This is a genomic window from Halomonas sp. THAF5a, assembly GCF_009363755.1.
Lineage (GTDB): Bacteria > Pseudomonadota > Gammaproteobacteria > Pseudomonadales > Halomonadaceae > Halomonas.
Map to the genome: position 1 here is coordinate 3584470 of NZ_CP045417.1, position 21888 is coordinate 3606357.

Genomic DNA, 21888 nt, shown 5'->3' on the forward strand with positions numbered 1-21888 from the left:
TTACTCTCCCTCAACACGCACAAGGTAGTTGACCTTGTGGATCATGCCGCGAACGGCAGGGGTGTCTTCCAGCTCAACCGTGTGACCGATGCGACGCAGGCCGAGGCCCTTCATGGTGGCCTTGTGCTTGGCCAGTACGCCGATGGTGCTGCGGGTCTGGGTAACCTTGATCGTTGCTGACATGGTACTTACCCCGTGATCGCTTCGACAGGCAGACCGCGCTTGGCGGCCACGTCTTCCGGCGACTGCAGGGAGGCCAGACCGTTGACGGTCGCCCGCACCACGTTCACCGGGTTGGTGGAGCCGTAGCACTTGGCCAGGACGTTATGCACGCCGGCCAGCTCGAGCACGGAGCGCATGGCACCACCGGCGATGATCCCGGTACCCTCGGAGGCCGGCTGCATGTACACCTTGGAGGCGCCGTGACGGGCCTTGACCGGGTACTGCAGGGTGCCACCGGTGAGGTTCACCTTGACCATGTTGCGGCGCGCCTGGTCCATGGCCTTCTGGATCGCGACCGGCACTTCACGCGCCTTGCCGCGGCCGAAGCCCACACGACCGTTACCGTCACCCACGACGGTCAGGGCGGTGAAACCGAAGATTCGGCCACCCTTGACCACCTTGGCGACACGGTTGATCTGCACGAGCTTTTCCTGCAGATCGCCGTTTTGCTGTTCGTTCTTCGCCATCGTAAAACCCTTTAGAATTCCAGGCCGCCTTCACGAGCGGCGTCAGCCAAGGCCTTCACACGACCGTGGTACTTGAAGCCGGCACGATCGAAAGCCACCTGGGTGATGCCAGCCTCTTTGGCGCGTTCGGCAATCAGTGCGCCCACCTTGGTGGCGGCGTCGGTGTTGCCGGTCGCACCCTCGCGCAGGGCCTTGTCCAGCGTGGAAGCGCTGGCGAGGACCTTGCCACCATCCGGCGAGATGATCTGCGCGTAGATGTGGCGGGGGGTACGATTGACGCACAGGCGATACACGCCCAGCTCGCGGATCTTGGCGCGAGCGCGGCGGGCACGACGGAGACGAGATTCTTTCTTCGCGTTCATAACCCTGCCTTACTTCTTCTTGGCTTCTTTGCGACGCACCTGCTCGTCGGCGTACCGGACACCCTTGCCCTTGTAGGGCTCGGGCGGACGGAAGGCGCGGATTTCCGCGGCACACTGGCCGAGCGCCTGCTTGTCCGCGCTCTTGAGCACGATGACGGTGTTCTTCGGCGTTTCCGCCGTGACACCTTCAGGCAGCTGGTAGTCGACCGGGTGCGAGAAGCCCAGTGTAAGATTGAGCGTCTGGCCCTTGGCCTGGGCACGATAACCGACGCCGATGATTTCGAGGGTCTTGGTGAAGCCCTCGCTGACACCGGTGACCAGGTTCTGGACCAGGGCACGGGTGGTGCCGACCATTGCCCAGCTCTTGGCGCTTTCGCTCGGCTGGAAGGTCAGCTGTCCCTCTTCCTGAGCGATCACCACGTCGGGGTGAACGCTCATGGACAGGGTGCCCTGGCTGCCCTTGACGGACAGCTGGTCACCGTCGAGCTTGAACTCGACGCCTGCGGGCAGTTTGACCGGATATTTGGCTACGCGGGACATTCCAAACTCCTAGAATACGGTGCAGATGACTTCGCCACCGACACCCGCCTGACGAGCCGCGCGATCGGTCATCACCCCCTTGGAGGTGGTGACGATGGCGACGCCCAGACCTTCGGCGACCTTCGGCAGCGCGTCCTTGCCCTTGTACTGGCGCAGGGACGGCTTGGAAACCCGCTGCAGGTGCTCGATGACCGGCTTACCCTCGAAGTACTTGAGGGTCACGGTCAGTTCGGGCTTGGCGGACTCGCTGACGGCGAAATCGCCGATGTAGCCCTCTTCTTTCAGCACGCGGGCCACCTCGACCTTCAGCTTGGAGGACGGCATGGAAACCGTCTCCTTGGTGGCCATCTGCGCATTGCGGATACGGGTGAACATATCCGCCAGAGTGTCTTGCATGCTCATTTACGTTGCGCTCCTGATGATTCTACGTGGCGTTACCAGCTGGACTTCTTGAGTCCGGGCACATCGCCACGCATGGCGGCTTCACGCAGCTTGTTGCGGCCGAGGCCGAACTTGTTGTAGTAGCCGTGCGGACGGCCGGTGACACGGCAGCGGTTGCGCTGACGCACCGGGCTGGAGTCACGCGGCAGCTGCTGCAGCTTGAGCTGCGCGTCGAAGCGCTCTTCGTCAGAAGCGTTCACGTCCTGGATGAGCGCCTTGAGCTCGGCACGCTTGGCGGCGTACTTCTCCACCAGCTTCGTGCGCTTCGCTTCACGCTCTACCATGCTTTTCTTTGCCATGATCCCACCCTTATTTCTTGAACGGGAAGTTCAGCGCGCCGAGCAGCGCACGACCTTCTTCATCGGTGTTGGCGGTGGTGGTGATGGTGACATCCAGACCACGGATCCGATCGATCTTATCATACTCGATCTCCGGGAAGATGATCTGCTCACGCACCCCCATGGAGTAGTTGCCACGACCGTCGAAGGACTTCGGGTTGAGACCACGGAAGTCACGAACGCGGGGAATCGCGATGTTCACCAGGCGATCGAGGAAGTCCCACATGCGCTCGGAGCGCAGGGTCACCTTGATCCCGATCGGCCAGCCCTCGCGGACCTTGAAGCCCGCAATGGACTTGCGTGCCTTGGTGACCAGCGGCTTCTGACCGGAGAGTTTCTCCAGGTCGCCGATGGCGTTGTCGATCAGCTTCTTGTCGCTGGTCGCCTCGCCGATCCCCATGTTCAGGGTCACCTTGGTGACCCGGGGTACCTGCATCACGTTGGCGTAGCTGAACTGCTCTTGGAGTTTAGCCACCACCTCGTTCTGATAACGTTCTTTCAAGTTCGCCATTTTGCTATCCGACTCGCGTTAGGCGTCGATCTGCGACTGCGTCGACTTGTAGATACGTACCTTGGTACCGTCTTCCTGAACCTGGAAACCGACGCGGTCTGCCTTGCCGGTCTCCTGGTTGAAGATGGCCACGTTGGACGCGTGAATCGATGCCTCGCGCTCGACGATACCGCCCTGGTTGCCCGCCATCGGGTTGGGCTTGGTGTGACGCTTGATCATGTTCACACCGGACACCACGAAGCGGTTATCGAGAACCCGCTTCACGGTGCCGCGCTTGCCCTTGTCCTTGCCGGCGATGACGATCACTTCATCGTCACGTTTGATCTTTTGCATATCCGCCTCGCTCCTTACAGCACTTCAGGCGCCAAGGAAATGATCTTCATGAACTTCTCGTTGCGAAGTTCACGCGTCACCGGCCCGAAGATACGGGTACCGATCGGCTGATCGTTGGTGTTGTTCAACAACACAGCCGCATTTCCATCGAAGCGGATCAGCGAGCCGTCGTTACGACGGACGCCACTACGGGTGCGAACCACCACCGCTTTGAGGACCTGGCCCTTCTTGACCTTGCCACGCGGAATGGCTTCCTTCACCGTGACCTTGATGACGTCGCCGACATGCGCGTAGCGGCGGTGAGAACCGCCCAGCACCTTGATGCACTGCACCCGGCGCGCTCCGCTGTTGTCAGCGACATCCAGCATTGTCTGAGTCTGAATCATCGGTTTTCTCCAAACCTAATCTGACTGCACGGGATCGATCGGCCTTGGCCGATCAACCCTTGGCCTGTTCGACGACTTCGACCAGGGTCCAGGACTTGTTCTTCGACAGCGGACGGCACTCTTCGATGGAGACCGTGTCGCCGGCCTTGGCCTGGTTCGACTCGTCGTGGGCGTGCAGCTTGGTGGAGCGCTTGACATATTTGCCGTAGATCGGGTGGCGCTCACGACGCTCGATCATGACAACGATGGACTTGTCCATCTTGTCGCTCACCACCTTGCCGGTGAGCGTACGGGCTTTCTTTTCTACGACCATCTCAGTCACCTGCCTTCTCGTTGAGCACAGTCTTCACGCGGGCGATATCCCGACGAACCTGCTTGAGCAGATGAGTCTGGCTCAGCTGACCGGTGGCCTTCTGCATGCGCAGGTTGAACTGCTCGCGGAGGAGTTCGAAAAGCTGCTCCTGGAGCTGCTCTGCGGACTTTTCACGAATTTCCTGGGCTTTCATCACATCACCGTCCGTTTCACAAAGGTGGTGGAGACCGGGAACTTCTGGGCGGCCAGGGCGAATGCCTCGCGAGCCAGCTCCTCGGAAACGCCTTCGATCTCGTACAGGACCCGACCCGGCTGGATCTGGGCGACCCAGTACTCGACGGAGCCCTTACCCTTACCCATCCGGACTTCCAGCGGCTTCTTGGAAATCGGCTTGTCGGGGAAGACACGGATCCAGATCTTGCCGCCACGCTTGACGTGACGCGTGATGGCACGACGGCCGGCTTCGATCTGACGGGCGGTGACGCGACCCCGGCCAGTGGCCTTGAGGCCGTACTCGCCGAAGCTCACCTTGCTTCCGCGATGCGCCAGGCCACGGTTGCGGCCCTTCTGCACCTTGCGGAACTTCATACGCTTGGGTTGTAACATCGACTCGCTCTCCCCTTACCTGGAACCTTTCTTCTTGGAGGGTGCGGCCTGCGGCTGCTTCGCCTTGGCACGGACCTCCTCGATGCCCCCGAGGATTTCACCCTTGAAGACCCAGACCTTGACACCGATGATGCCGTAGGTGGTCTTGGCCTCGTAGGTGGCGTAGTCGATGTCCGCGCGCAGGGTGTGCAGCGGGACGCGACCTTCGCGGTACCACTCGGTGCGGGCGATTTCCGCGCCGCCGAGGCGACCGGAGAGCTGCACCTTGATGCCGCCGGCGCCCAGACGCATGGCGTTCTGCACGGCACGCTTCATGGCACGACGGAACATCACGCGGCGCTCGAGCTGGCCGGCGATGTTCTGCGCGACGAGCTGGGCGTCGAGTTCCGGCTTGCGGACTTCCTCGATGTTGACGTGCACCGGCACGCCCATCATCTGGGTGACGTCGCGACGCAGGCGATCGACGTCCTCGCCCTTCTTGCCGATCACGATGCCCGGGCGGGCAGTGTGAATGGTGATGCGGGCGTTGTTGGCCGGGCGCTCGATGGTGATCTTGCTCACGGAGGCGTTCTTCAGACGCTCTTCCAGGAAGCGACGCACCTCGAGATCGCTGTTCAGCTTGTCGGCGTAAGCGCCGCGCTCGGCATACCACACCGAGGTATGGTCTTTGACGATACCCAGGCGAATGCCTGTTGGATTGACTTTCTGACCCATCTGGTCGACTCCTACTTCTCGGCTACCTTGACGGTGATGTGGCAAGTGCGCTTCAGAATGCGATCCGCACGGCCCTTGGCGCGCGGACGGATGCGCTTGAGCGTCATGCCCTCATCGACGCAGATGGTCGAGACACGCAGCTCGTCGATATCCATGCCGTTGTTTTCTTCCGCATTCGCGATGGCGGACTGCAGCACCTTCTTGACCAGCTTCGCGGCCTTCTTCGGGGAGAAGGTCAGCAGGTCGAGCGCCTCGGCGACCGGCTTATCGCGCACCTGGTCAGCCACCAAACGGGCCTTCTGGGCGGATAAACGAGCGCCACGCAGCTTTGCTGTGACTTCCATCTCTCAATCCTCTCTGGCTTACCGTTTGGCTTTCTTGTCCGCCGCGTGACCGCGATAAAGGCGGGTAGCAGCGAATTCGCCCAGCTTGTGGCCAACCATTTCCTCGGAGACGTGCACCGGGACGTGTTGGCGACCGTTATGGACAGCAATGGTGAGCCCGACCATGTTGGGCAGGATCATGGAGCGACGCGACCAGGTCTTGATCGGTTTGCGGTCGCCCTTCTCCACTGCAGTCTCAACCTTCTTCAGCAGATGAAGGTCAATAAAAGGACCTTTCTTCAGTGAACGTGGCACAGCCGTTACCTCTTAATGTCTTGGCGTTGGATCTTATTTCCGGGCCTTGCGGCGACGGACGATCAGCTTGTCGGTGCGCTTGTTCTTGCGGGTCTTGTGGCCCTTGGTGGGGATACCCCACGGAGACACCGGGTGACGACCACCGCTGGTGCGGCCTTCACCGCCACCGTGCGGGTGATCCACCGGGTTCATGGCCACGCCGCGAACGGTCGGACGCACGCCTCTCCAGCGCTTCGCACCGGCCTTGCCAAGTTGACGCAGGCTGTGCTCGGTGTTGCTCACTTCGCCCAGGGTCGCGCGGCACTCGGACAGCACCTTGCGCATCTCGCCGGAGCGCAGACGCAGGGTGGCGTAGTTGCCTTCGCGAGCCACCAGCTGGGCGCTGGTACCGGCGCTGCGAGCGATCTGGGCGCCCTTGCCGGGCTTGAGCTCGATGCAGTGCACGGTGGAACCCAGCGGGACGTTGCGCAGCGGCAGCGCGTTGCCCTTCTTGATGGGCGCGTTGACGCCGGACTCGAGACGATCGCCAGCGCTCACGCCGCGCGGGGCGATGATGTAGCGACGCTCGCCGTCCATGTACTTCAGCAGCGCGATGTGAGCGCTACGGTTCGGGTCATGCTCCAGGCGCTCGACCACGGCCGGGATGCCGTCCTTGGTGCGCTTGAAGTCGATGATCCGATAGTGGTGACGGTGCCCACCGCCCACGTGGCGGGTGGTGATGCGACCGTAGTTGTTACGGCCACCGGACTTGGACTGCTTCTCGAGCAGCGGCGCGTACGCGCGGCCCTTGTGCAGTTCCTCACCAACGATCTTGACGACGTGGCGACGACCGGCGGATGTGGGTTTAGTCTTGACGATTGCCATGATCCGTACTCCTGCCCTTATTCGGCGCCAGAGAAGTCTTCAAGCGTCTCGCCGGCGGCCAGTGTCACGTACGCCTTGCGATAACCCTTGCGCTGACCCAGACCCTGCGCGGTGCGCTTGGTCTTGCCCTTCATGTTCAGCACCTGAACACGGTCGACCTTCTTGCCGAACAGCTCCTGTACGGCAGCCTTGATCTCGGGCTTGGTCGCGTCGCTTGCCACCTTGAACACGTACTGGTTGCGCTCGGCGGCCATGGCGGCCTTCTCGGTCACGTGCGGACCGAGCAGAACCTTGAATACACGTTCCTGGTTCATGCCAGCTTCTCCTCGAATTTGCGCAGAGCGGAGACGGTGACCAGCACCTTGTCGAAGGCGACCAGGCTCACCGGATCAGCGGCGGCGACGTCCACCACATCCACGTTCGGGATGTTGCGGGCGGCGAGGTACAGGTTCTCGTCGACCTCTTCGGTCACGATCAGCGCCTTCTCCAGCCCCAGCTCCTCGAGCTTGGCGACCAGCTGCTTGGTCTTGGGCGCTTCGACGGCGAAGGCATCGACGGCCACCAGACGCTCCTGACGGACCAGCTCGGAGAGAATCGAGCGCATGGCCGCGCGGTACATCTTGCGGTTGACCTTCTGGGAGTGATCCTGGGGACGCGCCGCGAAGGTCACGCCACCGGCACGCCAGATCGGCGAACGGATGGTGCCGGCACGGGCACGACCGGTGCCCTTCTGGCGCCACGGCTTCTTGCCGCCGCCGCGCACGTCGGAACGGTTCTTCTGGGCACGAGTGCCCTGGCGACCACCGGCCAGGTAGGCGGTGACGACCTGGTGCACCAGGGCCTCATTGAATTCTTTGCCAAAGGTGGCATCGGATACTTCGACAGCACCGGCGCCTGCACCTGCAAGATTCAGATTCATCGGTAAGTTCCCCTTCAGCCTGCTTTGACGGCGCTGCGCACGATGACATCACTGCCGGTAGCGCCAGGCACGGCACCCTTGATCAGCAGCAGATTGCGTTCGGCGTCGACACGGACCACTTCCAGGCTCTGCACGGTGCAGCGAGCGTTGCCCAGCTGGCCGGCCATCTTCTTGCCCTTGAACACGCGGCCGGGGGTCTGGCACATGCCGATAGAACCCGGTGCGCGGTGGGCCAGGGAGTTACCGTGGCTGTTGTCCTGGGTGCGGAAGTTCCAGCGCTTGACGGCGCCCTGGAAGCCCTTGCCCTTGGAGGTGCCGGTCACGTCGATCATCTGACCAGCTTCGAAGAGGGATACGGTGAGTTCGCCGCCCACTTCCGGAGCCTCGTCGCCTTCTGCCAGGCGGAACTCCATCAGCGAACGACCGGCCTCGACACCTGCCTTGGCGAACTGCCCGGCCTGGGCTTTCGACAGATGCTTGGCCTTGCGGGAGCCGGCTGTCACCTGAACCGCGGCATAGCCGTCGGACTCGACGGACTTGACGCGAGTCACACGGTTAGGCTCAACCTCGATCACGGTCACGGGCACGGATGCGCCGTCTTCGGTGAAGACGCGGGTCATACCGGCCTTCCTACCGACTAAACCGATAGTCATTCTCAGTCTCCTATAGTGTACGGGGCTATCACCCGCTATGGCTGCCCTTTCCAGAGCATTCCACTAGCACGTTGTGTGGCGCCATCCCGGCGCGGCGGCTGCTGGACACCTTCAGAGGAGAGGGCGAACGCTGGGCCGCGAGTGTCTAGTGTGGTATCAGTCGAGCTTGATCTGCACGTCCACGCCGGCGGCGAGGTCGAGCTTCATCAGGGCATCAACGGTCTTTTCGGTGGGCTCGACGATATCGAGCACCCGCTTGTGGGTACGAATCTCGTACTGATCGCGCGCGTCCTTGTTGACGTGCGGAGACACCAGCACGGTGTAACGCTCGCGATTGGTCGGCAGAGGAATCGGACCACGGACCTGGGCGCCGGTACGCTTGGCGGTATCTACGATCTCCGCGGCGGACTGGTCGATCAGGCGATGGTCGAAGGCCTTCAACCGAATGCGAATCTTCTGGTTCTGCATTTGCCCTAACTCCAATGGATTCTGACGGCGCGAGCCGTCAACCCACGCATTCAAAGGATGCGCATTATAGGCACGCCGACAGTGAGAGTCAAACACTCACTTCCGGTGCGCAGAAAGGGGGCTCCTGGCGGAGCCCCCTTCGATCGATCAAGCGAGGAAACGCTTACTCGATGATCTTGGCCACGACGCCGGCGCCGACGGTACGACCGCCTTCGCGGATGGCGAAGCGCAGGCCGTCGTCCATGGCGATCGGAGCGATCAGGCTGACGACCATCTTGACGTTGTCGCCCGGCATGACCATCTCGACGCCTTCCGGCAGCTCACAGGTACCGGTGATGTCGGTGGTACGGAAGTAGAACTGCGGACGGTAGCCCTTGAAGAACGGAGTGTGACGACCACCCTCGTCCTTGGACAGCACGTACACCTCGGCCTCGAACTTGGTGTGCGGGGTGATGGTGCCCGGCTTGGCCAGGACCTGACCGCGCTCGACGTCGTCACGCTTGGTGCCACGCAGCAGGGCGCCGACGTTCTCACCGGCACGACCTTCGTCGAGCAGCTTGCGGAACATCTCGACGCCGGTCACGACGGTCTTGACGGTGTCCTTGATACCGACGATCTCGACTTCTTCGCCCGCCTTGACCACACCGCGCTCGACGCGGCCGGTGACCACGGTGCCGCGGCCGGAGATGGAGAAGACGTCCTCGATCGGCATCAGGAACGGCTGGTCGATGGCACGCTCCGGCTCCGGGATGTACTCGTCCAGGGCCTTGATCAGGTTGGCAACGGCGGTGGTACCCATGCCGTTGTCGTCCTTGCCTTCCAGGGCCATCAGGGCGGAACCGGTGATGATCGGGGTGTCGTCGCCCGGGAAGTCGTACTCGTCGAGGAGTTCACGAACTTCCATCTCGACCAGCTCCAGGAGCTCCTCGTCGTCGACCATGTCGGCCTTGTTCAGGAACACGACGATGAACGGCACGCCGACCTGGCGAGACAGCAGGATGTGCTCGCGAGTCTGCGGCATGGGGCCGTCGGCAGCGGAACAGACCAGGATAGCGCCGTCCATCTGGGCGGCACCGGTGATCATGTTCTTGACGTAGTCGGCGTGGCCGGGGCAGTCGACGTGCGCGTAGTGACGCGTCTCGGACTGGTACTCCACGTGAGAGGTGGCGATGGTGATGCCGCGCTCACGCTCTTCCGGGGCGTTGTCGATGGCGTCGAACTCGCTCCAGTCACCGCCGAACACCTCGGCAGAAACGCGAGTCAGGGCCGCAGTCAGCGTGGTCTTGCCGTGGTCGACGTGACCGATGGTACCGACGTTGATATGCGGTTTGGAACGTTCAAATTTTTCCTTAGCCACTGCTATAACCTCTTTACGTTAGCTAACGGTTAACCGTTCTGGTTGATGACGGCTTCAACGACGCTGGACGGCGCCTCTTCGTAATCCGCGAACTCCATCACGTAGCTCGCGCGGCCCTGGGTCTGAGAGCGCAGGTCGGTCGCGTAACCGAACATCTCAGCCAGAGGTACCGTGGCGCGGATGACCTTGCCCATGGCGGTGTCATCCATGCCCTGGACGAGGCCGCGACGGCGATTCAGGTCGCCCATGACGTCACCCATGAAGTCTTCCGGGGTCACGACCTCGACCTTCATCACCGGCTCCAGGAGCACGGCCTTCGCCTTCTTGGCACCTTCCTTGATGGCCATGGAAGAGGCCACCTTGAACGCGGTCTCGTTCGAGTCCACGTCATGGTAGGAACCGTCGAACAGCGTGACCTTGACGTCAATCATCGGGTAACCCGCGATGACACCGTTCTGCAGCTGCTCGTAGGCCCCTTTCTCGACGGCCGGCACGTATTCCTTCGGAACCACGCCGCCAACGATCTCCGAGGCGAACTTGAAGTGCATGTCCTCGTCTTCGCCCTTGTCCTCGGCGGTGAGGGGCTCGATCCGCAGGTACACGTGACCGAACTGACCGCGACCACCGGACTGGCGGACGAACTTGCCTTCCTGCTCGACCGTACCGCGGATGGTCTCGCGGTAGGCGACCTGCGGCTTGCCGATGTTGGCATCGACCTTGAACTCGCGACGCATGCGGTCGACGAGGATGTCCAGGTGGAGCTCACCCATGCCGGAGATGATGGTCTGACCCGTCTCCTCATCGGTGCGCACCTGGAAGGAGGGATCTTCCTGGGCCAGCTTGCCCAGGGCGATGCCCATCTTCTCCTGGTCGGGCTTGGACTTCGGCTCGACGGCCACGGAGATGACCGGATCCGGGAATTCCATGCGCTCGAGCACGATCTTGTCGTTCAGATCGCACAGGGTGTCGCCGGTGGTGACGTCCTTCAGGCCGATGCAGGCGGCGATGTCGCCGGCCAGCACTTCCTTGATCTCCTCGCGGGAGTTGGCGTGCATCTGGACGATACGACCGACGCGCTCCTTCTTCTGCTTCACGGAGTTGTAGACGCTGTCGCCGGACTTCAGCACGCCCGAGTAGACGCGGATGAAGGTCAGGGTGCCGACGAAGGGGTCGGTGGCGATCTTGAAGGCCAGGGCGGCGAAGGGCGCCTTGTCGTCCGCCTCGCGGGTGGCGATGGTGCCATCCTTGTCGTCCAGCTCGCCTTCGATGGCCTTGACCTCGGTCGGCGACGGCATGTACTCGATGACGCCATCCAGCACGGCCTGCACGCCCTTGTTCTTGAAGGCGGAGCCGCAGGTGACCAGGACGATCTCATTGTCGAGGGTACGACGACGCAGGCCGGCCTTGATCTCCTCGATGGACAGGTCGCCCTCTTCGAGGTACTTGTCCATCAGCTCTTCGGAGGCCTCGGCGGCGGACTCGACCATCTCCTCGCGGAACTTCTCGGCGGTCTCCTGGAGCTCGGCCGGGATGTCGACGAGGTCGTAGTTCATCCCGAAGTTGGCCTCATCCCAGAGGATGGCCTTCATCTGGATGAGGTCGATGACGCCCTTGAACTCGTCCTCGGTGCCCCAGTTGATCTGGATCGGCACGGTGTTGGCACCGAGACGCTCCTTCAGCTGGTCGACCACCATGAAGAAGTCGGCGCCGGTACGGTCCATCTTGTTGACGAACACCATGCGCGGGACTTCGTACTTGTTGGCCTGACGCCAGACGGTCTCGGTCTGCGGCTGGACGCCCGAGGAGCCGCACAGCACCACGACGGCGCCGTCGAGCACGCGCAGGGAACGCTCCACCTCGATGGTGAAGTCGACGTGTCCCGGGGTGTCGATGATGTTGATGCGGTGCTCATCGAACTGCTTGTTCATGCCCTGCCAGAAGCAGGTGGTCGCCGCGGAGGTGATGGTGATACCACGCTCCTGCTCCTGCTCCATCCAGTCCATGGTGGCAGCGCCCTCATGGACCTCGCCGACCTTGTGAGAGAGGCCGGTGTAGAACAGGACGCGTTCGGTAGTGGTGGTCTTGCCGGCGTCTACGTGCGCCACGATACCGATATTGCGGTAGCGATTTAGCGGAGTCTTGCGAGCCACGATGGAACTCCCCGTTGGTTGGCGGTGCGTCGAAAGGGACGCACTTAGAAGCGGTAGTGAGAGAAGGCCTTGTTGGCTTCTGCCATACGATGCACGTCTTCACGCTTCTTCACGGCCGAGCCCTTGCCTTCGGCGGCATCGAGCATCTCACCAGCGAGGCGCTGCACCATGGTCTTCTCGCCACGGCGACGGGCCGCATCGACCAGCCAGCGCATGGCCAGGGCCTGACGGCGCGAGGGGCGAACTTCCACGGGCACCTGATAGGTCGCGCCGCCGACGCGGCGGGACTTGACCTCGACCATCGGCTGGATGGTTTCCAGCGCCTTGTCGAAGATCTCCAGCGGCTCTTCCTTGCTACGATCGGCAACCCTGTCCAGCGCACCGTAGACGATGCGCTCAGCTACGGACTTCTTGCCGCTGATCATCAGGTGGTTCATGAACTTCGCCAGGCGCTCACTTCCGAACTTGGGATCCGGCAGGATCTCGCGCTTAGCCGCAACTCTTCTTCTAGGCATGATAAGCCCTCATCAAAGGATCCTTCAGGTAAACCCGAGACGCTCGGCCTCTCGCCATGTGGCAGACCGCGCTCGACCTTACTCTTATCAGACCGTGTTCAAAATTGGGTGACTGCTGCGTGCGAGGCCGATCAGGCCTTCGGACGCTTGGTGCCGTACTTGGAACGGCCCTGCTTACGGTTCTGCACGCCGGAGGTGTCCAGGGCGCCACGCACGGTGTGATAACGCACACCGGGAAGGTCCTTTACACGACCGCCGCGGATCAGGACCACGGAGTGCTCCTGGAGGTTGTGGCCTTCACCACCGATGTACGAGGAGACCTCGTAACCGTTGGTCAGACGAACGCGGCACACTTTACGCAGTGCGGAGTTCGGCTTCTTCGGGGTGGTGGTGTAGACACGGGTGCAGACCCCGCGACGTTGCGGGCAGGCCTGCAGCGCCGGCACGTCGCTCTTGGCGGCCTGGCGCTTGCGCGGCTTGCGCACGAGCTGATTGATCGTTGCCATGGTGTGTAGCTGACTCCAATGGGTTGCCTTGCCTTCGCAGCGGGTGCGGGCGCACCCGCCCCACTGTTAAAGGCTGCGCATTCTAATGGCTGACGCGTCACGTCGTCAAGCCTGCGCCCCCGGGAGGGCGCAGGCCGCGACGCCGGCGTCAGATCTCGTCGTCGTCCGAGTCGAGCGCGGTGAGCTGGGCGCCCAGCTCCTGCTCGACGTCGTAGGCCGACGGGTGGAGCAGCCGCTCGGCGTCTTCACGCTTGCGGCGACGCTCCGCGTGGTGGGTGAGGCCGGTACCGGCCGGGATCAGACGACCCACCACCACGTTCTCCTTCAGGCCACGCAGGTAGTCACGCTTGCCGGTCACCGCCGCCTCGGTCAGCACCCGCGTGGTCTCCTGGAAGGAGGCCGCGGAGATGAACGACTCGGTGGCGAGGCTCGCCTTGGTGATACCCAGCAGCAGCCGCTGGTACTTGGCCGGGAACTTGTCTTCCTGCTCCAGGCGCGCGTTCTGCTCGAGCACGCGGACCAGCTCGGCCTGGTCGCCCGGGATGAAGTCGCTGTCGCCGGCGTCGGTGATCTCCACCTTGCGCAGCATCTGACGCACGATCACCTCGATGTGCTTGTCGTTGATGCCCACGCCCTGCAGGCGGTAGACGTCCTGCACCTCGGCGGTGATGTACTTGGCCAGCTCGGCGATGCCCAGCAGACGCAGGATATCGTGCGGGTTGCTCGGGCCGTCGGAGATGACCTCGCCCTTCTCCACCGTCTCGCCCTCGAAGACCGCGATCTGGCGCCACTTCGGGATCAGCATCTCGAACGGGTCGCCGGCTTCCGGGGTGATCGTCAGGCGACGCTTGCCCTTGGTCTCCTTGCCGAAGCTGATCACGCCGCTGATCTCGGCGAGGATCGCCGGTTCCTTCGGCTTGCGCGCCTCGAACAGGTCGGCCACGCGGGGCAGACCCCCGGTGATGTCCTTGTTGCCGGTCGCCTCGACCGGGATACGGGCCACCACCTCGCCGACGCCGATCTTCGCGCCGTTGTCGGCGGTGATGATCGCCTTGCCGGGAAGCGGGTACTGGACCGGGGTGTCGGAGCCCGAGACGGTGACCGCCTTGCCCGCCGCGTCGGTGAGCATGATCATCGGGCGCTTGTCGCGGCCCGCCATGGGACGCGCCGCCGACTCGATCACCTCGATGGAGGAGAGACCGGTCATCTCGTCCACGCTGCGGTGCATGGTCACGCCCTCGTCGAGGTCGGCGTACTGCACCTGGCCTTCGGCCTCGGCGATGATCGGGTGGGTGTGCGGATCCCACTTGGCCACGGCCTGGCCGGCCTCGACCTGGTCGCCGTCACGGACGTCCAGCTCGGCGCCGTAGGGCAGCTTGTAGTACTCGCGCTCGCGGCCATGCTCGTCGGCGACGGCCAGGGCGCTGGAGCGAGAGACCACCACCAGCTTGCCGTCGCCGCGCTCGACGTGCTTGATGTTGTGCAGGCGCACCTTGCCGCCGTGCTTGACCTGGACGCTGTCCACCGCGGAGGCCCGGGAGGCCGCGCCGCCGATGTGGAAGGTCCGCATGGTCAGCTGGGTGCCCGGCTCGCCGATCGACTGGGCGGCGATGACGCCCACGGACTCGCCGATGTTCACCTGGTGACCGCGCGCCAGGTCGCGACCGTAACAGGCCGAGCAGACGCCGTGGCTGGTCTCGCAGGTGATGGTCGAGCGCACGACGATCTCGTCGACGCCCATGGTGTCGAGCTCGGCACACCAGGCCTCGTCAAGCAGGGTACCGCGCGGGATCAGCACCTCCTCGGTGCTCGGGTCGACCACGTCCTGGGCGACCACGCGGCCGAGCACGCGCTGGGCCAGGGAGACGATGATGTCGCCGCCCTCGATGACCGGGTGCAGGGTCAGGCCGGTCTCGGTGCCGCAGTCCGGCTCGGTGATCACCATGTCCTGGGCCACATCGACCAGGCGGCGGGTCAGGTAACCGGAGTTGGCGGTCTTGAGTGCCGTATCCGCCAGGCCCTTGCGCGCGCCGTGGGTCGAGATGAAGTACTGGAGGACGTTCAGGCCCTCGCGGAAGTTCGCGACGATCGGCGTCTCGATGATCGAGCCGTCCGGCTTGGCCATCAGGCCACGCATGCCGGCCAGCTGGCGGATCTGCGCGGCACTACCCCGGGCGCCGGAGTCGGCCATGATGAAGACGCTGTTGAAGGAGTCCTGCTCGACCTCGTTGCCCTCGCGGTCGACCACGGTCTCCTTGGAGATGCCGGTCATCATCGCCTTGGCGACCTGGTCGTTGGCACGGGCCCAGATGTCGATGACCTTGTTGTACTTCTCGCCGGCGGTCACGAGGCCGGAGGAGAACTGGTCCTCGATCTCCTTCACCTCGTCCTCGGCGCCCTCGACGATCTCGGCCTTGGCATCCGGGATGACGAAGTCGTTGACGCCGATGGACGCGCCGGACCAGGTGGCCATGCGGAAGCCGGTGTACATCAGCTGGTCGGCGAAGATCACCGCCGGCTTGAGGCCCGCGCGGCGGTACACCTCGTTGATCAGCTTGGAGATGGCCTTCTTCTTCATCGGCTGGTCGACCAGCTCGAAGGGCACGCCGTCGGGCAGGATGCGGAACAGCAGCGCACGGCCGACGGTGGTGTCGTAGATGCGACGCTGACGACGCTCCTCGCCGCTCTTCTCGTCGATCTCGACCTCCTCCAGGCGCACCTTGACGCGGGCGTGCATCGACACGCTCTGGGTGCCGAAGGCGCGCTCCACCTCGTCGAGGCCGGAGAAGACCATGCCCTCGCCGTTGGCGTTGATGCGCTCGCGGGTCATGTAGTACAGACCCAGCACCACGTCCTGGGACGGCACGATGATCGGCTCGCCGTTGGCCGGTGACAGCACGTTGTTGGTGGCCATCATCAGCGCGCGGGCTTCGAGCTGGGCTTCCAGGGTCAGCGGCACGTGCACCGCCATCTGGTCACCGTCGAAGTCGGCGTTGTAGGCGGCACACACCAGCGGGTGCAGCTGGATCGCCTTGCCCTCGATCAGCAGCGGCTCGAAGGCCTGGATGCCGAGGCGGTGCAGGGTCGGCGCGCGGTTGAGCAGCACGGGATGCTCGCGGATGACGTCGGCGAGGATGTCCCACACCTCCGGCAGCTCGCGCTCGACCATCTTCTTGGCGGCCTTGATGGTGGAGGCATAGCCCAGCGACTGCAGCTTGGAGTAGATGAACGGCTTGAACAGCTCGAGCGCCATCTTCTTCGGCAGGCCGCACTGGTGCAGGCGCAGGGTCGGGCCCACGGTGATGACCGAGCGGCCGGAGTAGTCGACGCGCTTGCCCAGCAGGTTCTGGCGGAAACGGCCCTGCTTGCCCTTGATCATGTCGGCCAGCGACTTCAGCGGGCGCTTGTTCGAGCCGGTGATGGCCCGGCCGCGACGACCGTTGTCGAGCAGCGCGTCCACCGACTCCTGCAGCATGCGCTTCTCGTTGCGCACGATGATGTCCGGCGCGTTGAGGTCCAGCAGCCGCTTGAGGCGGTTGTTGCGGTTGATCACGCGACGGTAGAGGTCGTTGAGGTCGGAGGTCGCGAAGCGGCCACCGTCCAGCGGCACCAGCGGACGCAGGTCCGGCGGCAGCACCGGCAGCACCTCCATGACCATCCACGCCGGGTCGTTGCCCGAGCCCTGGAAGGCCTCGAGCAGCTTGAGGCGCTTGGAGAGCTTCTTGATCTTGGTCTCGGAGTTGGTCTGCGGGATCTCCTCGCGCAGGCGACCGATCTCCTCCTCGAGGTCGATGTCCTTGAGCAGCGCCTGGACCGCCTCGGCGCCCATGCGGGCGTCGAAGTCGTCACCGAACTCCTCGAGGGCCTCGAAGTACTGCTCGTCGTTGAGCAGCTGGCCACGCTCGAGGGTGGTCATGCCCGGGTCGATGACCATGAAGCTCTCGAAGTAGAGCACGCGCTCGATGTCGCGCAGGGTCATGTCCAGGAACATGCCGATGCGCGACGGCAGCGACTTGAGGAACCAGATGTGCGCGACCGGGCTTGCCAGCTCGATGTGGCCCATGCGCTCGCGGCGCACGGCGGCCTTGGTGACCTCCACGCCGCACTTCTCGCAGATGATGCCGCGGTGCTTCATGCGCTTGTACTTGCCGCACAGGCACTCGTAGTCCTTCACCGGGCCGAAGATCTTGGCGCAGAACAGGCCGTCGCGCTCCGGCTTGAAGGTACGGTAGTTGATGGTCTCCGGCTTCTTGACCTCGCCGTAGGACCAGCTGCGGATCATGTCCGGCGACGCCAGGGTGATCTTGATCGCGTCGAACTCGTCGGACTGCGACTGCGATTTGAGGACTTTCACCAAATCTTTCATGGGGTCGGCTCCGTTGCGGAGTTGTCATGGGCGGGGGCGTTGCCACCCCCGCGGACCGTCATTCTGTGAAGCGCAGGCGGTGCGGCCTCAGCTTTCCAGCTCGATATCGATACCCAGCGAGCGGATTTCCTTCACCAGCACGTTGAAGGATTCCGGCATGCCCGCCTGCATGGTGTGGTCGCCGTCCACGATGCTCTTGTACATCTTGGTGCGACCCTCCACGTCGTCGGACTTGACCGTGAGCATCTCCTGGAGCGTATAGGCCGCGCCGTAGGCCTCCAGGGCCCAGACCTCCATCTCCCCGAAGCGCTGGCCCCCGAACTGCGCCTTGCCGCCCAGCGGCTGCTGGGTGACCAGCGAGTAGGAGCCGGTGGAGCGCGCGTGCATCTTGTCGTCCACCAGGTGGTTCAGCTTCAGCATGTACATGTAGCCCACCGTGACCGGACGGTCGAAGGCGTCGCCGGTCCGCCCGTCGTAGAGGGTCGTCTGGCCGGAGTCCGGCAGGTCGGCGAGGCGCAGCAGGTGCTTGATCTCGCCCTCCTGGGCGCCGTCGAACACCGGCGTGGCCATCGGCACGCCGCCCTTGAGGTTCTTCGCCAGGGCGATGACCTCGTCGTCGGAGAGCAGGTCGAGGTTCTCGACGCGGGTGCCTTCGCTGGCGTTGTAGACCTGGCCGAGGAACTCGCGGATCTGGCCGACCTGCTGCTCCCGGGCGTCGCGCAGCATGTGCTCGATCTTCACCCCGAGGCCGCGGGCGGCCATGCCCAGGTGGGTCTCGAGGATCTGACCGACGTTCATCCGCGACGGCACGCCCAGCGGGTTCAGCACCACGTCGATGGGCTCGCCGTTGTCGTCGAAGGGCATGTCCTCGATCGGCATGATCGCGGAGATGACACCCTTGTTACCGTGACGGCCGGCCATCTTGTCGCCCGGCTGCAGGCGGCGCTTGATGGCGAGGTAGACCTTGACGATCTTGAGCACGCCCGGCGCCAGGTCGTCGCCCTGGGTGAGCTTGCGCTTCTTGTCCTCGAAGCGCTCGTCCATCTCCTTGCGACGGCTCTCGAGCTGTTCGTCGGCCTGGGCCAGCAGCTCGTTGAGGGTCTCGTCCTGCATGCGCAGCTTGAACCACTGCTGACGCGGCAGCTCCTCGAGGTAGCTGTCGGAGAGCACGTCGCCCTTCTTGAGCTTCGGCCCGCCGTTGACGGCCTGGCCGGACAGGGTGCGCTGCAGGCGCTCGAAGGTCGCGTCCTCGGCGATGCGGTAGGTCTCCTGGAGGTCCTTGCGCACCTCGTCGAGCTGCTGCTGCTCGATGGAGAGCGCCCGGGAGTCCTTCTCCACGCCGTCGCGGGTGAAGACCTGGACGTCGATGACGGTGCCCTTCATGCCGGTCGGGGCACGCAGGGAGGTGTCCTTCACGTCGGAGGCCTTCTCGCCGAAGATCGCGCGCAGCAGCTTCTCTTCCGGCGTCAGCTGGGTCTCGCCCTTGGGCGTGACCTTGCCGACCAGGATATCGCCCGCGCCGACCTCGGCGCCGATGTAGACCACGCCGGCCTCATCCAGCTTGCCCAGCGCGGACTCGCCGACGTTGGGGATATCAGAGGTGATCTCCTCCGGCCCCAGCTTGGTGTCGCGGGAGACGCAGGTCAGCTCCTGGATGTGGATGGTGGTGAAACGGTCTTCCTGGACCGCCCGCTCGGAGAGCAGGATGGAGTCCTCGAAGTTGTAGCCGTTCCACGGCATGAAGGCGATGCGCATGTTCTGGCCCAGGGCCAGGTCGCCCATGTCGACGGACGGGCCGTCGGCCAGGATGTCGCCGCTCGCCACCCGGTCACCGGGGCGCACGATCGGGCGCTGGTTCTGGCAGGTGTTCTGGTTCGAGCGCAGGTACTTGGTCAGGTTGTAGATATCGACGCCGGCCTCGCCGCCGATGATCTCGTCCTCGTTGACCCGCACCACGATGCGCTTGGCGTCGACGGAGTCGATCACGCCGCCGCGGCGCGCCACTTCGCAGACGCCGGAGTCGCGGGCGACGAAGCGCTCCATGCCGGTGCCCACCAGGGGCTTGTCGGCGCGCAGGGTCGGCACCGCCTGACGCTGCATGTTCGCCCCCATCAGGGCGCGGTTGGCGTCATCGTGCTCGAGGAAGGGGATCAGGGCCGCGGCCACGGAGACCACCTGGCGCGGCGAGACGTCCATCAGGGTCACCTGCTCGGGACGCATGAAGGTGGTCTCGCCACGGTGGCGGACCTGGACCAGGTCGTCGACCAGCTTGCCGGACTCGTCCACGGTGGCGGAGGCCTGGGCGATGACGAAGTCGCCCTCTTCGATCGCCGAGAGGTGCACCACGTCGTCGGTCACCTGGCCGTCCACGACCTTGCGGTACGGCGTCTCGAGGAAGCCATAGCTGTTGGTGTGGCTGTAGGTGGCCAGCGAGTTGATCAGGCCGATGTTCGGGCCTTCCGGGGTCTCGATCGGGCACAGGCGGCCGTAGTGGGTGGCGTGAACGTCGCGCACCTCGAAGCCGGCCCGCTCGCGGGTCAGGCCGCCCGGGCCGAGCGCGGAGACGCGGCGCTTGTGGGTGACCTCGGAGAGCGGGTTGTTCTGGTCCATGAACTGCGAGAGCTGGCTGGAGCCGAAGAACTCCTTCACCGCCGCCGCGACCGGCTTGGCGTTGATCAGGTCCTGGGGCATCAGGCCTTCGCTCTCGGCCATGGAGAGGCGCTCCTTGACCGCGCGCTCGACGCGCACCAGGCCCACGCGGAACTGGTTCTCGGCCATCTCGCCGACGCAGCGGATGCGGCGGTTGCCCAGGTGGTCGATGTCGTCGACGTCGCCGAAGCCGTTACGGATGGCGATCATCTCGCGCAGCACGTCGAGGATGTCGCGCTGGTCGAGGACGCCGGAGCCGATATCGCTGTCGCGACGCAGGCGACGGTTGAACTTCATGCGGCCGACGCCCGACAGGTCGTAGCGGTCTTCGCTGAAGAACAGGTTGGTGAACAGCGTCTCGGCGGCTTCCTTGGTGGGCGGCTCGCCGGGGCGCATCATGCGGTAGATCTCGACCAGCGCCTCGAGGCGGGACCCGGTGGTGTCCAGCTTGAGGGTGTCGGAGATGAAGGGGCCACAGTCGAGATCGTTGGTGTAGAGGGTCTCGAGGGTGGTGATGCCGGCCTGGCCGAGCTTCTCCAGCAGCTCAGGAGTGATCTCCGAGTTGCAGGGGCAGATCAGCTCGCCGGTGCTGGGATCGATCTGATCCTTGGCCAGGGTCTTGCCGAAGAGGTAGTCCATCGGCACGTCGAGGCGCTCGAGGCCGGCCTTCTCCAGCTGGCGGATGTGTTTCTGGGTGACCCGGCGACCCTCCTCGACGATGACGTTGCCGTCGCCGTCCTTGATGTCGAAGGTCGCGGTCTCGCCGCGCAGGCGCGACGGCACCAGTTCCACGGAGAAGCCGGACTTCTCGATGTGGAAGGTGCTGAACTCGAAGAACTCGGCGAGGATCTCCTCGGCGCTCATGCCCAGCGCGTGCAGCAGCACCGTGGCCGGCAGCTTGCGGCGACGGTCGATGCGCACGAAGACGCTGTCCTTGGGATCGAACTCGAAGTCGAGCCAGGAGCCGCGGTAGGGAATCACGCGGGCGGAGTAGAGCAGCTTGCCGGAGGAGTGGCTCTTGCCCTTGTCATGGTCGAAGAACACGCCCGGGCTGCGGTGCAGCTGGGAGACGATGACCCGCTCGGTACCGTTGATGACGAAGGTACCGTTCTCGGTCATCAGGGGGATCTCCCCCATGTAGACTTCCTGCTCCTTGATGTCCTTGATCGCCTTGTTCGATGAATCCTTATCGTAGATGATCAGGCGGACCTTGACGCGCAGGGGGGCCGAATAGGTGACGCCACGCAGCTGGCACTCCTTGACGTCGAAGGCCGGAGTGCCGAAACGGTAGCTGACATACTCGAGGGCCGCGTTGCCGGAGAAGCTCGCGATCGGGAAGACCGACTTGAAGGCGGCGTGCAGGCCGATCTCCATGCGTTCTTCGGGTGAGCGATCCTGCTGGAGAAACTCGTAGTAGGAATCAAGCTGGATGGCCAGCAGGTAAGGCACATCCATCACTTGGGGCAGTTTGCCGAAATCCTTGCGGATGCGTTTTTTCTCAGTGTATGAGTAAGCCATCTGTATTCCCCAGCTTGTTCACCATGGGTGACCGATGCGTGTCGGCGTCACC

At 64.0% G+C, this 21888-nt stretch carries 26 protein-coding genes; all 26 read right to left on the reverse strand.

The annotated features are described in order from the left end of the window. Entirely contained in the window at positions 1-183 is a 183-nt protein-coding gene (gene rpmD, locus FIU83_RS16260; protein ID WP_013331010.1) for a 50S ribosomal protein L30, read from the reverse strand. A 5-nt stretch (positions 184-188) separates the two neighbouring features. Beyond that, positions 189-689 (reverse strand): 30S ribosomal protein S5, encoded by a 501-nt coding sequence (gene rpsE, locus FIU83_RS16265; RefSeq protein ID WP_071943831.1) that lies wholly within the window; start codon positions 687-689, stop codon positions 189-191. A gap of 11 nt (positions 690-700) precedes the next feature. Then, on the reverse strand, positions 701-1051 hold the full coding sequence (gene rplR, locus FIU83_RS16270; RefSeq protein ID WP_139527874.1) for a 50S ribosomal protein L18: 351 nt from the start codon (positions 1049-1051) through the stop codon (positions 701-703). Between the two features lie 9 nt (positions 1052-1060). Beyond that, a complete protein-coding gene (gene rplF, locus FIU83_RS16275) occupies positions 1061-1591 on the reverse strand; it encodes a 50S ribosomal protein L6 (protein ID WP_152485005.1) in 531 nt (176 codons plus the stop codon). Positions 1592-1600: 9 nt separating this feature from the next. After that, positions 1601-1993 carry a 30S ribosomal protein S8 gene (gene rpsH, locus FIU83_RS16280; RefSeq protein WP_108447067.1) on the reverse strand — a complete coding sequence of 131 codons (393 nt, stop codon included), beginning with the start codon at positions 1991-1993 and terminating at the stop codon, positions 1601-1603. A gap of 32 nt (positions 1994-2025) precedes the next feature. Continuing rightward, the gene (rpsN, locus tag FIU83_RS16285; protein ID WP_152485006.1) at positions 2026-2331 is read right to left on the reverse strand and encodes a 30S ribosomal protein S14; all 306 of its coding nucleotides are present in this window, start codon (positions 2329-2331) and stop codon (positions 2026-2028) included. Positions 2332-2341: 10 nt separating this feature from the next. Further along, positions 2342-2881 (reverse strand): 50S ribosomal protein L5, encoded by a 540-nt coding sequence (rplE, locus tag FIU83_RS16290; RefSeq protein WP_089848242.1) that lies wholly within the window; start codon positions 2879-2881, stop codon positions 2342-2344. A gap of 18 nt (positions 2882-2899) precedes the next feature. After that, the gene (gene rplX / locus FIU83_RS16295; protein WP_152485007.1) at positions 2900-3214 is read right to left on the reverse strand and encodes a 50S ribosomal protein L24; all 315 of its coding nucleotides are present in this window, start codon (positions 3212-3214) and stop codon (positions 2900-2902) included. Between the two features lie 14 nt (positions 3215-3228). Continuing rightward, positions 3229-3600 carry a 50S ribosomal protein L14 gene (gene rplN, locus FIU83_RS16300; RefSeq protein WP_089848244.1) on the reverse strand — a complete coding sequence of 124 codons (372 nt, stop codon included), beginning with the start codon at positions 3598-3600 and terminating at the stop codon, positions 3229-3231. A 52-nt stretch (positions 3601-3652) separates the two neighbouring features. Then, positions 3653-3913, reverse strand: coding sequence for a 30S ribosomal protein S17 (rpsQ, locus tag FIU83_RS16305; RefSeq protein ID WP_152485413.1), 261 nt, complete (start codon positions 3911-3913; stop codon positions 3653-3655). A 1-nt stretch (position 3914) separates the two neighbouring features. Next, positions 3915-4106: a 50S ribosomal protein L29 gene (gene rpmC / locus FIU83_RS16310; RefSeq protein WP_040183129.1), complete on the reverse strand. Its 192-nt coding sequence runs from the start codon at positions 4104-4106 to the stop codon at positions 3915-3917. Further along, positions 4106-4519: a 50S ribosomal protein L16 gene (gene rplP / locus FIU83_RS16315; protein WP_071943806.1), complete on the reverse strand. Its 414-nt coding sequence runs from the start codon at positions 4517-4519 to the stop codon at positions 4106-4108. The genes rpmC and rplP overlap by 1 nt, the downstream gene beginning before the upstream one ends. 15 nt (positions 4520-4534) lie before the next feature. Beyond that, positions 4535-5233: a 30S ribosomal protein S3 gene (gene rpsC / locus FIU83_RS16320; protein WP_089848246.1), complete on the reverse strand. Its 699-nt coding sequence runs from the start codon at positions 5231-5233 to the stop codon at positions 4535-4537. Between the two features lie 11 nt (positions 5234-5244). Further along, on the reverse strand, positions 5245-5577 hold the full coding sequence (rplV, locus tag FIU83_RS16325) for a 50S ribosomal protein L22 (protein WP_089848247.1): 333 nt from the start codon (positions 5575-5577) through the stop codon (positions 5245-5247). Between the two features lie 18 nt (positions 5578-5595). Beyond that, positions 5596-5871, reverse strand: coding sequence for a 30S ribosomal protein S19 (gene rpsS, locus FIU83_RS16330; protein WP_071943800.1), 276 nt, complete (start codon positions 5869-5871; stop codon positions 5596-5598). Between the two features lie 33 nt (positions 5872-5904). Next, positions 5905-6735, reverse strand: coding sequence for a 50S ribosomal protein L2 (gene rplB, locus FIU83_RS16335; RefSeq protein WP_152485008.1), 831 nt, complete (start codon positions 6733-6735; stop codon positions 5905-5907). Positions 6736-6752: 17 nt separating this feature from the next. Continuing rightward, on the reverse strand, positions 6753-7049 hold the full coding sequence (gene rplW / locus FIU83_RS16340) for a 50S ribosomal protein L23 (RefSeq protein ID WP_040183135.1): 297 nt from the start codon (positions 7047-7049) through the stop codon (positions 6753-6755). Then, positions 7046-7654: a 50S ribosomal protein L4 gene (gene rplD / locus FIU83_RS16345; RefSeq protein ID WP_152485009.1), complete on the reverse strand. Its 609-nt coding sequence runs from the start codon at positions 7652-7654 to the stop codon at positions 7046-7048. The genes rplW and rplD overlap by 4 nt, the downstream gene beginning before the upstream one ends. A gap of 14 nt (positions 7655-7668) precedes the next feature. Next, positions 7669-8307 carry a 50S ribosomal protein L3 gene (gene rplC / locus FIU83_RS16350; protein ID WP_152485010.1) on the reverse strand — a complete coding sequence of 213 codons (639 nt, stop codon included), beginning with the start codon at positions 8305-8307 and terminating at the stop codon, positions 7669-7671. A gap of 156 nt (positions 8308-8463) precedes the next feature. Next, the gene (gene rpsJ / locus FIU83_RS16355) at positions 8464-8775 is read right to left on the reverse strand and encodes a 30S ribosomal protein S10 (protein ID WP_089848256.1); all 312 of its coding nucleotides are present in this window, start codon (positions 8773-8775) and stop codon (positions 8464-8466) included. 163 nt (positions 8776-8938) lie between these two features. Further along, positions 8939-10132, reverse strand: coding sequence for an elongation factor Tu (gene tuf, locus FIU83_RS16360; RefSeq protein ID WP_152485011.1), 1194 nt, complete (start codon positions 10130-10132; stop codon positions 8939-8941). Between the two features lie 29 nt (positions 10133-10161). Next, complete coding sequence (fusA, locus tag FIU83_RS16365) at positions 10162-12282, reverse strand: elongation factor G (protein ID WP_152485012.1); 2121 nt, start codon at positions 12280-12282, stop codon at positions 10162-10164. 44 nt (positions 12283-12326) lie between these two features. Further along, positions 12327-12797 carry a 30S ribosomal protein S7 gene (rpsG, locus tag FIU83_RS16370; RefSeq protein ID WP_108447075.1) on the reverse strand — a complete coding sequence of 157 codons (471 nt, stop codon included), beginning with the start codon at positions 12795-12797 and terminating at the stop codon, positions 12327-12329. A gap of 131 nt (positions 12798-12928) precedes the next feature. Beyond that, on the reverse strand, positions 12929-13303 hold the full coding sequence (rpsL, locus tag FIU83_RS16375; RefSeq protein WP_089848264.1) for a 30S ribosomal protein S12: 375 nt from the start codon (positions 13301-13303) through the stop codon (positions 12929-12931). Between the two features lie 148 nt (positions 13304-13451). After that, on the reverse strand, positions 13452-17669 hold the full coding sequence (gene rpoC / locus FIU83_RS16380; RefSeq protein ID WP_152485013.1) for a DNA-directed RNA polymerase subunit beta': 4218 nt from the start codon (positions 17667-17669) through the stop codon (positions 13452-13454). An 87-nt stretch (positions 17670-17756) separates the two neighbouring features. Then, positions 17757-21836 (reverse strand): DNA-directed RNA polymerase subunit beta, encoded by a 4080-nt coding sequence (gene rpoB / locus FIU83_RS16385; protein WP_152485014.1) that lies wholly within the window; start codon positions 21834-21836, stop codon positions 17757-17759. Positions 21837-21888: the final 52 nt, after the last annotated feature.

Bases quoted from the DNA above. Each gene is read 5' to 3' on its own strand.
- rpmD (WP_013331010.1), bottom strand. From the start codon at position 183: ATGTCAGCAACGATCAAGGTTACCCAGACCCGCAGCACCATCGGCGTA.
- rpsE (WP_071943831.1), bottom strand. From the start codon at position 689: ATGGCGAAGAACGAACAGCAAAACGGCGATCTGCAGGAAAAGCTCGTG.
- rplR (WP_139527874.1), bottom strand. From the start codon at position 1,051: ATGAACGCGAAGAAAGAATCTCGTCTCCGTCGTGCCCGCCGCGCTCGC.
- rplF (WP_152485005.1), bottom strand. From the start codon at position 1,591: ATGTCCCGCGTAGCCAAATATCCGGTCAAACTGCCCGCAGGCGTCGAG.
- rpsH (WP_108447067.1), bottom strand. From the start codon at position 1,993: ATGAGCATGCAAGACACTCTGGCGGATATGTTCACCCGTATCCGCAAT.
- rpsN (WP_152485006.1), bottom strand. From the start codon at position 2,331: ATGGCAAAGAAAAGCATGGTAGAGCGTGAAGCGAAGCGCACGAAGCTG.
- rplE (WP_089848242.1), bottom strand. From the start codon at position 2,881: ATGGCGAACTTGAAAGAACGTTATCAGAACGAGGTGGTGGCTAAACTC.
- rplX (WP_152485007.1), bottom strand. From the start codon at position 3,214: ATGCAAAAGATCAAACGTGACGATGAAGTGATCGTCATCGCCGGCAAG.
- rplN (WP_089848244.1), bottom strand. From the start codon at position 3,600: ATGATTCAGACTCAGACAATGCTGGATGTCGCTGACAACAGCGGAGCG.
- rpsQ (WP_152485413.1), bottom strand. From the start codon at position 3,913: ATGGTCGTAGAAAAGAAAGCCCGTACGCTCACCGGCAAGGTGGTGAGC.
- rpmC (WP_040183129.1), bottom strand. From the start codon at position 4,106: ATGAAAGCCCAGGAAATTCGTGAAAAGTCCGCAGAGCAGCTCCAGGAG.
- rplP (WP_071943806.1), bottom strand. From the start codon at position 4,519: ATGTTACAACCCAAGCGTATGAAGTTCCGCAAGGTGCAGAAGGGCCGC.
- rpsC (WP_089848246.1), bottom strand. From the start codon at position 5,233: ATGGGTCAGAAAGTCAATCCAACAGGCATTCGCCTGGGTATCGTCAAA.
- rplV (WP_089848247.1), bottom strand. From the start codon at position 5,577: ATGGAAGTCACAGCAAAGCTGCGTGGCGCTCGTTTATCCGCCCAGAAG.
- rplB (WP_152485008.1), bottom strand. From the start codon at position 6,735: ATGGCAATCGTCAAGACTAAACCCACATCCGCCGGTCGTCGCCACGTC.
- rplW (WP_040183135.1), bottom strand. From the start codon at position 7,049: ATGAACCAGGAACGTGTATTCAAGGTTCTGCTCGGTCCGCACGTGACC.
- rplD (WP_152485009.1), bottom strand. From the start codon at position 7,654: ATGAATCTGAATCTTGCAGGTGCAGGCGCCGGTGCTGTCGAAGTATCC.
- rplC (WP_152485010.1), bottom strand. From the start codon at position 8,307: ATGACTATCGGTTTAGTCGGTAGGAAGGCCGGTATGACCCGCGTCTTC.
- rpsJ (WP_089848256.1), bottom strand. From the start codon at position 8,775: ATGCAGAACCAGAAGATTCGCATTCGGTTGAAGGCCTTCGACCATCGC.
- rpsG (WP_108447075.1), bottom strand. From the start codon at position 12,797: ATGCCTAGAAGAAGAGTTGCGGCTAAGCGCGAGATCCTGCCGGATCCC.
- rpsL (WP_089848264.1), bottom strand. From the start codon at position 13,303: ATGGCAACGATCAATCAGCTCGTGCGCAAGCCGCGCAAGCGCCAGGCC.
- rpoC (WP_152485013.1), bottom strand. From the start codon at position 17,669: ATGAAAGATTTGGTGAAAGTCCTCAAATCGCAGTCGCAGTCCGACGAG.
- rpoB (WP_152485014.1), bottom strand. From the start codon at position 21,836: ATGGCTTACTCATACACTGAGAAAAAACGCATCCGCAAGGATTTCGGC.